Source organism: Brachybacterium netajii (SeqCode) (genome assembly GCF_054114245.1).
The window spans coordinates 399,724-411,057 of sequence record NZ_JBSYXB010000001.1; the positions used below are offsets into that span (position 1 = coordinate 399,724).

The following is an 11,334-nucleotide window of genomic DNA, read 5'->3' on the forward strand; positions in this document are numbered from 1 at the left end:
CGCCGCTCATGATGGAATTCCGTTCCATCCGCCGCATGCGCTGCACCCGCAGCACCCGCCGCCCCGTCGGAGGAGGACGGTCTCGATGACCACCTGGCGCGACCTGCTGGACCTGCGCTCCCCGACCGAGGAGCGCAATCCCGCGACCGCGGATCTCGACATGCTCCGCGCCGCGGAGCTGGTCGGCCGCCTCCTGGACGAGGACCGGCATGTGCTCTCGGCCGTGCGGGCGCTGACGGACGAGCTCGCCGGCCTGGTCGAGGCCTGCGTCGCGGCGATCGCCGACGGCGGGACCGTCCATTACGTGGGCGCGGGGACCTCGGGACGGCTCGGCGTGCTCGATGCCGCGGAGCTCCCTCCCACCTTCGGCGTCGATCCGGGCATGGTCCGGGCGCATCTCGCCGGAGGCGCCGCGGCCCTGCTCGTGGCCGGCGAGGGCGCCGAGGACTCGGAGGCGGCGGGCGCCGCGATCGTCGCCGAGCACTGCCGTCCCGGGGACGTCGTCATCGGTCTGGCGGCGTCCGGGCGCACGCCCTATGTCGCCGGCGCCCTCGCCGCAGCGCGCGCGGACGGCCTGGTGACGGCCCTGATCGCGGCGAACCCGCAGGCACCGCTCGCGCACCTCGCGGATCACGCGCTGCTGGCGGACGTCGGACCGGAGGCCGTCACCGGGTCGACGCGGATGAAGGCCGGGTCCGCGCAGAAGATGCTGCTGAACGCCCTGTCCACCGCTGTGATGGTGCGGATCGGGCGGACCTATTCGAACCTCATGGTCGGCGTCCGCGCCGGCAACGAGAAGCTGGTCGCGCGGACCGTCCGCATGCTCGTGCAGGCCAGCGGCTGCTCCCGCAAGGCGGCCGAGGCGGCGCTGGCCGCGGCGGACGGCGAGGTGCGCGTCGCGCTGATCGACGTGCTCTCGGGCGCGGGCGCCGCAGCATCGCGGCAGGCCGCGGATCGCTTCCCGCCGGGTCCCGGTCGCGTCGGCGATCCGGCCGGCATCCGCAGCGCCGTCGCCTCCCTGGGGCCGACGGCGGAGGGGCCGACGGCGGAGCGGCTGGCCCCGCCGACGGACGCGCAGACGGGCCCGTCGGACGCGCCTGCCCGACGGGACGACGAGCGTTGAACGTCGCCGTGCCGAGCTCGGCGGAGCCGTCTGCACGCGAGGGCGCCGAGGGCGCGCTGACCGCGCTGCGGTCGGCCCGGGGCTCCTTGTCCGGGGCGCTGCGCCGGATCGCCGACGTCCTCCTGGCGGACCCGGCCGCGGGCGTCGAGCTGTCGATCGCGCAGCTCGCCGAGGCCGCGGAGGCCTCGCCCGCCTCCGTGGTGCGCCTCGCCCGCGATCTCGGCCACAGCGGGTATCGGGAGCTGCGCGCGGCGCTGCGCACGGACCTCGCCTATGCCCACGGACGGGAGGCCGGGGAGACCGAGCGCGAGGAGTTCCTGCACCTGAACCGCGATATCGATCCCGACGATCCTCTCGAGCAGGTGGTCGCGAAGATCGCCTATGCGGACGCTCTCGCCGTCACGGAGACCGCCCGCCGCCTCGATCTCGACGCCCTCGCGCGCGCCGCCGACCTCGTCGCGGGGGCGCACCGGATCGCCGTGCTCGGGGTCGGCGCCTCGGGGATCGCCGCGGCCGACCTCCAGCAGAAGCTCGCGCGGATCGGGCTCTGGGCCGCGGCCTACGGGAGCGCGCACGACGGGCTGCCGGCCGCGGCCCTCCTCGCACCGGGCGACGTCGCCGTCGGGATCTCCCACGGCGGCGACACCCTCGATGTCCTGGATGCGCTGCGGATCGCGCGCGAGGGCGGGGCCGCGACGATCGCGGTCACCGATGCGCCCGACAGCCCGATCGTGGAGGGGTGCGACATCCCGCTGCTGACGTCGGCCCAGGAGTCGCCGTTCCGCTCCGGGGCGACGGCCTCGCGCCTGGCGCAGCTGACGCTCGTGGACATCCTGTTCGTGGCGGTCGCCCAGCGCCGTCACGGCGATGCCGTCGATGCGCTCGCGCGGACGCGGCGCGCGGTCGCCGATCGGCGTCGGGGCCGACGAGGCGGAACCGCGAGCTGACCGTCGGCCCGGCCGTTCAGAGCTTCAGGCCGTTCAGAGCTTCGGACCGGCCACGATCCAGGCGGCGAGGACGAGGACCATCACGACGCTGGCGGAGCCGACGGCGACGGGCACCGACAGGGTCGGGCCGACGATCAGGAGCCCCAGCGCCATCGCGGCGGCGATCGCGAGCATCACGGAGAACAGGAAGGGGCGTCCGAGCGCGGAGCGGCCGGTGCCGGCGGCCGAGGCGCCGACTCCGTGGGCGTCGCGGGTGCCGAGGGAGCGGGCAGGAGCCGGGCGGACCTCCGCGGTGCGAGGGTCGTGGCCGAGCGTCGACGTGGTCATCCTCGTGCGTCCTTCCCGTGCGGTCCGAGGCGCTGCGGCCCCGGACTCGGTCCTGCGGTGCGCTGCGGGGTGCGGCGCTCCGTCGTCCATGGTCTCCATGATCCCGTCGGCGCGCCCCTCGAGCATCCTGCCGGAGGGTGACCGCGCGTCATCCTTTCGTCGTAGTCGGGCCCCTGCCGCCTAGGCCGTCGGCCCGCTCACCTGCTCGTCCGCGGCGGATCCGTCGGCGGTCTCCGCCGCCGCCTCATCGGGCCCGAGCGAGTCATCGGCGCCGATCGCGTCGTCGGCCTCGATCGCGTCGTCCGGCCCTTCCGCGACGTCCTCGTCCGGGGCGCGGCGGCCGCGCGGGAGGACGGCGACGATCAGGAGGATCAGGGAGAGGCCGATCACGCCGATCACCCCGAGGATCCAGCCGTCGAGCCGGGGCTGCGGGAGGACGGCGGCGCCGGCGACCACGACACCGAGCAGGATCAGCAGCCCCATGGCGACGGTGCCGACGCGCCGTCGGGGCAGGACCTCCGCCGCGGCTCCGGACCGGCCCGGGGCCGCAGGGGCGGTCTCCGCCGTCGGCGCTGTCTGCGCCGTCTGCGCGATCTGCGGTGCGGTCGTGCTCGCGGTCCCGTGCGTCGTGCTCATCCCTGCTCCTCCGTCGTCCCGTCGGCGCTGACCAGGGTCACCCGGCCGGCCATCATGCTCCCGTACACCTGCGCCACCGGGTCGTCCTCATACCAGGCGTTGCGCTCGAACCAGGACTGCCCCGTGGCCATCGTGATGCTGACCAGGTCCTCGTCCTCGGGCAGACGGATCTCCACGTCGCCGACCAGCGGCGTGCAGCTCACCGCGATCGGCAGCGCGCCCTCCTCGTCGGCGGGACGCTGGGCGCGCAGCTCCTCGGCGCGCTCGGCGGTGATCCCGCTGAAGTCGATCACGATCGGCCGCGACCAGTACTCCGCGGTGCTCGGACAGTCGAGATAGGACCCGTAGTCGAGGGCGGACGCGTCGATCACGTACGGTTCGGCGACGGGATCCCAGGTCAGGCGGACCCAGGCTGCGCCCATGCCCGCATCGGCGAGGGCGATGATCCCGACCAGGGCGAGGGCGACGCTGCGTCGGCCCCGCAGGCCCAGCACGACCAGTGCGACGCCGGCGACGACGGCCGCGGCCGCGAAGCCCGCGGCCAGCCGTCCCGCCTGCGGGGCGATCTGCGCGTCGGAGAGCCCGGGCAGCAGGGAAGGATCCAGGTTCAGCACCAGCACCGTGAGCGCGAGGGCCAGGAGCATCCCGGCGATGACCGCGAGCAGCGTGCGCGGCGTCGCGCGCGGGACGCGGGGCCGACGGCGGACCGGCCGCACGGGTCGCGAGGCCGATGGGAAGGCCGGAGCCCCCGAGACCGCCGAGGTGGGGGCCTGCTGCATCGCGGCGGCGACCGCAGCGGCGGGCCCGGCGGAGGCCGCCTGCATCGCGGCGGCGACCGCCCCGGCAGGACCGCTGTCGGCGGGCGCGCCGTCATCGGGCCCGACATCGGCTGTCTCGAGCGCGGCGCGCGCATCGCCCGCGGCGAGATGCGCCCAGGCCCAGGGGGCGCGTCGACGCTGCTCGAGGAGGAAACGGCCGAGCTGCTCGTCGTCGGCGATGCCGGCGCGGCGGGCGAGCTGGACGAGCACGAAGGCGCGTCGCGCCTCCGCCCCGCGATGCGCGGCGATCACGGCGACGACGCACAGGACCACGGCGAGCCCGAGCAGGACGCCCAGGAACCCGCGGAGGTGGAGGGCCTCGACGACGATCCACCACAGGCTCAGCAGCCCCACGGGGATCAGCGCCAGCAGCACGAGCGCATCCGTCGTGCGGACCCGGCCCTCCCGGAGATCGCTCCACGGCGTCCCGATCCGCCGGACCACGACGGGAGGCGCGACGGGGCGCGCGACGGCGGGCGCTCCCGCAGGCGCGGCGGGCTCTCCCGCAGGCACGGCGGGCGCTCCGGCGGGCACGACGGGAAGGGCCTCGGCCTCGATCGTCTCGCGCGGCAGCAGCAGCGCAGCGAGGAGGTAGAGCGGCAGCCCGAGGCCGACGAGTCCCAGCAGCACCGCGATCAGGCGGATCAGCGCGGGCGGCAGGCCGAGCGGCCGGGCGATGGCCGCGCAGACGCCGGCGATGACGCGGTCCCCGGGACGGCGCATCGGTGCCCCCTGCGCCACGCGGTCGGCCGGGGTCCGCGATCCTGCGGGGAGGACCGCCGCACGCAGCATCCGCTCGGCGAGATCGTCGTCGACGGCGGTCGGGGCGCCGCCCGCCGGACTGGAGCGGACGCCCTCCGGGTCGGGCTCGCGGTCGTCATGGTTCGTCGTGGTCATGGGACCATCCTTCCGCGTCGTCGCCGCGGTCGCGTCCGGCGACATCCCTGGGAGTCCCCGGAGAGATCCCGGATCGTTCCCCGGGTGCGTCCCGGAACCGCCCCCGCGGCAGGGTCCGGCACCGCGGCGGCACGGCAGAATGCTGGTCATGACCGTCTCGCCCGCCCTCCCCGCCGTGCTCAGCCCTCCCGTGTCCGCGTGGACGCGTCGGCACGACCGCGCCCTGCTCGCGGGGGTCTGCGAGGTGCTCGCGCGGCAGCTCGGCGTGCGGCCGCTCGCCGTGCGGGTCATGGTCGCCCTGCCGGTGCTGCTGATCCCGCCCGCGCTGCTCCAGCTGGTCGACGTCCATGCGCGCTGGGGCCTCCTCCGCGCCCTGCTCCTGCTCGCCGCTCCTGCCGTGCTCGGCTATCTCGCCCTGTGGTGGGCGCTCCCCGACGACGCGGCCCGGCAGCGGGAGGACGCGCTGCGCGAGAACGTCGCCGCGGTCCGCGGCATGCCCGCCGGACGGTCGGACCGCATGTCCCGTCCCACCGCCGACGCGTCCGGTCGGCCGGATCGGTCTCGCGCGCTGCCGGCCGGGCTGCGCTGGCTCGGGCTGGCGACCGCGGTCGGCACGGGCGCGCTGCTGCTCCTGCTCACCGCCGGCGTCGATCTCCTCGCCGTGGCCCGCGGCGTGGCGCTGCCCGACGCCTTCTTCGTGCAGGGCGCGGCGAGCTTGGCCGCGGGGCTGGCGTTCATGGCCGCCGCGGTCGCCTTCGGGCTGATGCCGCTCGGAGACCTCGACCGCGCCCGCTGGTCCGGTCTGCCCGCGGGGGCGCCCGTCGGCGCGCTGCTCGCCCTCGGCGCGGCGCTGAGCGCGCTGGTGCTCGGCGCGCTGGCGCTCGCCGCGATGATCGTCGGCGGCGCGGCGGCGATCCTGCTCCTGCTCGCGGTGCTCGCGACGACGGGCCTGCTGGCGATCCTGCTGGTCCCCTGGGGCCGACGCCTCTGGCGCGGGATCCGCGAGGAGAGCGCCCAGCGGGCGGTCATGGCCCACCACCGCGAGACCATCGCCCACCTGCACGACTCCGTGCTCCAGACGCTCGCCGTGCTGCAGCGGCCCGGCATCGACGCCGACGAGGCGCGTCGTCTCGCACGGATCCAGGAGCGCGAGCTGCGCCGCTGGCTCTACCGCGACGGCGTCGACGAGAATGCCGCGCACACCGACCTCCGCACGGCGGTCGAGGCCCTCACCGAGGAGGTCGAGGATGATCATGCCGCGCAGATCAGCACGGTCGTCGTCGGCGACGCACCCCTTGCGGAACGGATGCGTCCCCTGCTGGGCGCGCTGCGGGAGGCGACGGTGAACGCCTGCCGCCACGGCCGCGAGGAGGTGGACGTGTTCGTCGACGTCCGGCCGCAGGAGATCCAGGCCTTCGTCCGCGACCGCGGCCCCGGCTTCGACCTCGACGCGGTCCCCGCCGACCGGCTCGGCGTGCGCGAGTCGATCATCGGCCGCATGCAGCGCGCCGGCGGCACCGCGCACGTGCGGCCCGCGCCCGGCGGCGGCACCGAGGTCGCGCTGTCCCTCCCGAGGACCGCCGCATGAGCGCCGCCGACGACGCGGGCGCGGGCTCGGGCTCAACGACGACCTCGGCCGCAGCCGCGCCCACGACCGTGCCCCCGGCCGACGGCACGCCGACCGCCGTACGGGTGCTCGTGGTCGACGACCACCGGATCTTCGCGGCGGGCGTCGCCGGGGAGATCGCGCGCGCCGACGCCGGCATCGCCGTCGTCGGCCAGGCGCACGACGTCCCCTCGGCGATCGCCGCGGCCCGCGCGGCCCTGCCCGAGGTGGTCCTGCTGGACGTGCACCTCCCCGGCGGCGCGGGAGGCGGCGGCGCCGAGGTCGCCCGGGCCCTCGACGGGCTCACCACCGCCGGGGGCGCGCCCGTGCGATGCCTCGCCCTGTCGGTCTCCGACGCCGAGGAGGACGTGCTCGCCGTGATCCGCGCAGGCGCCCGCGGCTACGTCACCAAGTCGATCACCGCCGAGGAGCTCGCCTCCTCGCTGCGCCGCGTCGCGGACGGCGATGCGGTCTTCTCGCCGCGGCTCGCGGGCTTCGTCCTCGACGCCTTCCGCACCTCGGTCCCGGCCTCGCCCTCGGACCTCGACCTGCTCTCCCCGCGGGAGCAGGAGGTCATGACGCTGATCGCCCGCGGCTACACCTATCGCGAGGCCGCGGCGAGCCTGTTCATCTCCGATCGGACCGTCGAGAGCCATGTCTCCAGCGTGCTGCGCAAGCTGCAGCTCTCGGACCGGCGCGAGCTCATGCGCTGGGCGCGCGACCGCCGGATGATCTGAGTCCGACGTCGGCCGGACCGGACCCGACGTCGGCCGGACCGGACCCGACGTCGGCCGGATCGGACGCGACGTCGGCGGCCCCGCGCGGTGCGTCGGCCCGTTCGCGGGCGTCCTGCGCGGCGAGCTCGGCGAAGGCGCCGCCGCGCGCGACGAGCTCGTCGTAGGTGCCGCGCTCGACGATGCGGCCGCGGGAGAGCACGACGATCTGGTCGGCGTCGCAGATCGTCGAGAGGCGGTGCGCGATCGAGACGGTCGTGCGTCCCCGGGCGACGGCGTCCAGCGCCCCGGACATGGCCCGCTCGGTCGCGACGTCGAGGGCGGAGGTCGCCTCGTCGAGCAGCAGCACCGGTGGATCCCGCAGGATCGTCCGGGCGAGGGCCAGGCGCTGCTTCTCGCCTCCGGAGAAGCGGTAGCCGCGCTCCCCCACGATCGTCCCGTAGCCGTCGGGCAGGGCGGCGATGTGCTCGTGGATCTGCGCGATCCGGCAGGCCCGCTCGAGCTCCTCGTCGCTCGCGCCGGGACGCGCGAAGCGGAGGTTCTCGGCGATCGTCGCATGCAGCAGGTAGGTCTCCTGGGTGACGACGCCGAGGGAGTCGGCGAGGGACTCTCGCGTGATCGTGCGCAGGTCGTGGCCGTCCAGGGTGATCCGTCCGGCGCTCGGCTCGTACAGGCGCGCCATGAGGTAGCCGGTGCTGGTCTTGCCCGACCCCGTCGTCCCCACCAGGGCCGTGTGCGTCCCCGCGGGGATCACGAGGTCGAGGCCCTGCAGGGACGGGGACTCGGCCCCGGGATAGGTGAAGTCGACGCCCTCGAAGCGGACCTCGCCGCGGACCGTCGTCGCCTCCAGGGCGATCGCGTCGGGCGCATCCTGGACGGTGATCGGAGCATCGAGGTACTCGAAGACCCGGGTGAACAGGGCGAGCGAGGCGTTCACCTGGGTCATGACCCGCAGCAGGCCGTTGACCTGCGGGAACAGGCCGCTCTGGAGGGAGACGAAGGCGACCAGGGTGCCGATCGTGACGCCGCTGCCGCCGAACAGCAGCAGACCGCCGAGGAAGTAGGTCAGCGCCGGGAAGATCGCCATGAGGGTGGAGAACAGGGCCATGTGCCAGCGCCCCGCCATCTCCGAGCGCACCTCGAGGGCGGCGAGCTCGCGGGACTCCGCGTCGAAGGCGTCGGTGAGCGTGCGGGTGCGCCCCATGGTCAGGCCCAGCAGGATCCCCGAGACCGAGAGCGACTCCTGGATCCCGGCGGAGAGGTCCGCGGCCTTCTCCTGGCGCTGCTTGACGATGACGCGCCGGCGTCGGCCGACCCGGCGGTTCATCCACACGGCGAAGGGCATGGCGATGAGCGAGAACAGCGTCAGCCGCCAGTCCAGCACGATCATCGCGACCAGCGCCATGAGGATCCCCGCGACGGAGGAGACGATCTGCGTCATCACGGAGGTGACCACAGCCTGCATCGAGCCGATGTCGGAGAAGATCCGCGACTGGATCTCGCCCGTGCGGGTGCGGGTGAAGAAGCCCAGGCCCATCCGCTGCAGATGCCCGTAGACCGCGACCCGCAGGTCGTGCATGACGGCCTGCCCGACGCGCGTGGAGAGCATCGACTGGGTGACCCCGAGGATGCTCGCGATCACGGTCACGGCGATGAGGCCGCCGACGGACCAGGCCAGCAGGTCGGTCCGCTGGTCGGGCAGCGCGACATCGACGATCTCGCGGATCAGGAAGGGCGAGACGACACCCGCGGCCGCGCCGAGCGCGATCAGCACCAGGACGCCGAGCAGCGTGCCGCGGTACGGCGCGAACAGGCCCATCACGCGCCGCACGTCGGCCTTCTGCCCCGGCGCGAGCCGGAGCTCGTCCCGGCCCGCGCCGCCGCCTCCGCCGCCTCCTCGGGGGCCGCCCATCCCGGGGCCCCCGTGCCCGCCGGGGCCGCCCATCCCGGGACCGCCGGCCCCGAAGACCATCAGAGCCCCTGGTGGCGGGCGACGCGGTGGGCGGCGGCCTGCGCGAGCGGACGCACGGTCACGAGGTCGAGGTTGACGTGATGGGGCGCGTTGAGCGCATAGGAGATGACGTCGGCGCAGTCCTCGGCCGTCAGCGGGTTCTCCACGCCGTCGTAGACGGCGTCGGCCGCCCCCTGGTCGCCAAGCCGGACCAGGGAGAACTCCTCGGTGCGGACCATCCCCGGGGCGATCTCGATGACGCGCACCGGTTCGCCGTTGAGCTCGAGGCGGAGCGCGGACGCGAGCATGTGCTCGCCCGCCTTCGCGGCGTTGTAGCCGGAGCCGCCCGGGTAGGCCTCATGCCCTGCGACGGAGGTGACGAAGAGCAGGTCGCCGCGGCCCGAGGCGCGCAGCGCCGGCAGCAGCGCCCGGGTGACGCGCACGGCGCCGAGCACGTTGATGTCATACATGCCCTGCCACTTGTCGAGGTCGGCCTCGGCCGCGGGCTCGACGCCGAGGGCCCCGCCCGCGACATGGACGACGGCGTTCAGCTCCTCCCCGAAGAGCTCGGCGCAGCGGGCGACGAGCCCGGCGACCGACGCATCGGAGGTGACGTCGACGCCGAGGACCTCGCAGCCGGTCTCCATGGCGAGCTCGGCGAGGCGATCCTCGCGGCGGGCGACGGCGAGGACCCGCCAGCCGTCGGCGGCGAGCCGTGCGGCGGTCGCCCGGCCGATGCCGGAGGAGGCGCCGGTGACGACGGCGGTGAGCTGGGAGGACGGGGCATCGAGGCGTGCGGCGGGGGCGCCGGCGGAGGAGTCGTGGGACATGCCCCGAGCCTACGTCCGCGGCACGCCGCGACGCTCCGTCGGACGCCCTGCGGCACCGTCAGATGCCGTGGACCTCGGGGGCGCGGGTGCTCTCGAGGTCCCCGCTGACCCGGCCGCGGGCCAGCCGCGAGATGACCGCCGCGATCGCCCCGTCGCCGGTGACGTTGGTGGCGGTGCCGAAGGAGTCGATCGCGATGTAGCTCGCGATCATCAGGCCGACGGCCGCCTCGCCGAAGCCGAGCATCGAGGAGAGCACCCCGGCGGCCGCCATGATCGCCCCGCCGGGGACCCCCGGCCCAGCGATCATCACCACGCCGAGCATCAGCACGAAGCCGATCAGCACCGGGAGGTCCAGGGGCATGCCCGTGATCACCATGATCGCGACCGAGAAGGTCGTGATCTTCAGGGTCGAGCCGGCCAGATGGATCGTCGCGCACAGCGGGACCACGAAGTCGGCGATCGGGCCGGGGATGCCGTTGCGCTTGGTGCACTGCGCGGTGACGGGGATCGTCGCCGCCGAGGAGCTCGTGCCGAGGGCCGTGAGGTACGCGGGCATCATCGTCGCGAGCATCCTCAGGGGGTTGCGGTGCACGGCCCAGCCGGCGACGCCGTACTGCGCGAGCAGCACGATCACGGTCATCGCGAACACCAGCACCACCACGGCGAGGAAGGTGCCGATGACGGTCCAGATCTGGCCGTTCATCGTCATCGCCAGGAACATGCCGAAGATGTAGACCGGCAGCAGCGGGATGATGACCGCCTCGATCGTCCGCACGATGATCGTGCGCAGCTGCTCGAAGGACTCCTGCAGCGCACCCCGGCGCACGAGCGTCAGGCCGATGCCGAGGCAGAAGGCCAGCAGCAGCGCCGTCATGACGTCGAACACCGGCGGCATCTCGATCGCGAAGTAGGGCGCGAGGGCGGAGTCGTCGGGGCTCTCGAGGGAGCCGACGCTCCGGCCCGCGAGCATCCGCGGCAGCAGCAGGACCGACACCGCGAGCGCGAAGAACCCGCAGAGGATCGTCGAGAGGTAGGCGACGCCCGTCGTCAGCGCCAGCATCTTCCCTGCCCCGCGGCCGAGCTCGGCGATGGCCGGGGTCACGAGCCCGACGATGATCAGCGGGATCAGGAATCCGAGGAATCCGGAGAACAGGCCGTTGAAGGTCGTGAACACGCGGGCCCCGGCGACGGGCATGACGAGTCCGAGCAGGATCCCGAGCACGATCGCCACGAGGATCCGCGGGAGCAGGCCGAAGCGGGGCCGACCGGCCGTCGCCGGGGCCGGGGCGTCGGGCGCGGGCGTGGCGCCGTCCGACGCAGCCGCGGGCGACGACGACGGCAGGGACGACGAGGGGGACGAGGGGGATGAGGAGGAGGTCATCAGGGGCTCCGGTCGAGGGACGGGGCGGGGCGGGGCGGGGCGGGGAAACGCGTCAGGATAGTCGGGCCCCTCCCGACGGCGGCG

Annotated in this window: 10 protein-coding genes; 4 read left to right on the top strand and 6 right to left on the bottom strand. The window is 74.8% G+C overall.

Annotation, left to right across the window (positions count from 1 at the left end; all coding sequences use genetic code 11):
- The first annotated feature begins 85 nt into the window (after positions 1–85).
- Positions 86–1,123 carry an N-acetylmuramic acid 6-phosphate etherase gene (locus ACXET9_RS01765; protein WP_457884296.1) on the top strand — a complete coding sequence of 346 codons (1,038 nt, stop codon included), beginning with the start codon at positions 86–88 and terminating at the stop codon, positions 1,121–1,123.
- On the top strand, positions 1,120–2,070 hold the full coding sequence (locus ACXET9_RS01770; protein WP_457884298.1) for a MurR/RpiR family transcriptional regulator: 951 nt from the start codon (positions 1,120–1,122) through the stop codon (positions 2,068–2,070). The genes ACXET9_RS01765 and ACXET9_RS01770 overlap by 4 nt, the downstream gene beginning before the upstream one ends.
- A 33-nt stretch (positions 2,071–2,103) precedes the next feature.
- Here the strand turns inward: ACXET9_RS01770 and ACXET9_RS01775 are convergent, their stop codons facing one another.
- From ACXET9_RS01775 to ACXET9_RS01785, 3 genes are all read right to left on the bottom strand, one after another.
- Positions 2,104–2,397, bottom strand: a complete 294-nt coding sequence (locus tag ACXET9_RS01775; protein WP_457884300.1) for a hypothetical protein — start codon at positions 2,395–2,397, stop codon at positions 2,104–2,106.
- A gap of 180 nt (positions 2,398–2,577) precedes the next feature.
- Positions 2,578–3,033 (bottom strand): hypothetical protein, encoded by a 456-nt coding sequence (locus ACXET9_RS01780; protein WP_457884302.1) that lies wholly within the window; start codon positions 3,031–3,033, stop codon positions 2,578–2,580.
- On the bottom strand, positions 3,030–4,748 hold the full coding sequence (locus tag ACXET9_RS01785) for a PspC domain-containing protein (protein ID WP_457884304.1): 1,719 nt from the start codon (positions 4,746–4,748) through the stop codon (positions 3,030–3,032). The genes ACXET9_RS01780 and ACXET9_RS01785 overlap by 4 nt, the downstream gene beginning before the upstream one ends.
- 148 nt (positions 4,749–4,896) lie before the next feature.
- Here ACXET9_RS01785 and ACXET9_RS01790 point away from each other — a divergent pair, with 148 nt between their 5' ends.
- Together ACXET9_RS01790 and ACXET9_RS01795 are read left to right on the top strand one after the other, a co-directional pair.
- Positions 4,897–6,336 carry an ATP-binding protein gene (locus ACXET9_RS01790; protein ID WP_457884306.1) on the top strand — a complete coding sequence of 480 codons (1,440 nt, stop codon included), beginning with the start codon at positions 4,897–4,899 and terminating at the stop codon, positions 6,334–6,336.
- Positions 6,333–7,091: a LuxR C-terminal-related transcriptional regulator gene (locus tag ACXET9_RS01795; RefSeq protein ID WP_457884308.1), complete on the top strand. Its 759-nt coding sequence runs from the start codon at positions 6,333–6,335 to the stop codon at positions 7,089–7,091. Before ACXET9_RS01790 ends, ACXET9_RS01795 begins: the two co-directional genes overlap by 4 nt.
- Here ACXET9_RS01795 and ACXET9_RS01800 read toward each other — a convergent pair.
- The 3 genes from ACXET9_RS01800 to ACXET9_RS01810 are packed head-to-tail and all read right to left on the bottom strand — an operon-like array spanning position 7,057 to position 11,250.
- Positions 7,057–9,000, bottom strand: a complete 1,944-nt coding sequence (locus ACXET9_RS01800) for an ABC transporter ATP-binding protein (RefSeq protein ID WP_457884310.1) — start codon at positions 8,998–9,000, stop codon at positions 7,057–7,059. The genes ACXET9_RS01795 and ACXET9_RS01800 overlap by 35 nt on opposite strands.
- Positions 9,001–9,059: 59 nt before the next feature.
- A complete protein-coding gene (locus tag ACXET9_RS01805; RefSeq protein WP_457884312.1) occupies positions 9,060–9,869 on the bottom strand; it encodes an SDR family oxidoreductase in 810 nt (269 codons plus the stop codon).
- A gap of 58 nt (positions 9,870–9,927) precedes the next feature.
- Entirely contained in the window at positions 9,928–11,250 is a 1,323-nt protein-coding gene (locus ACXET9_RS01810) for a dicarboxylate/amino acid:cation symporter (protein ID WP_457884314.1), read from the bottom strand.
- Positions 11,251–11,334 lie beyond the last annotated feature (84 nt).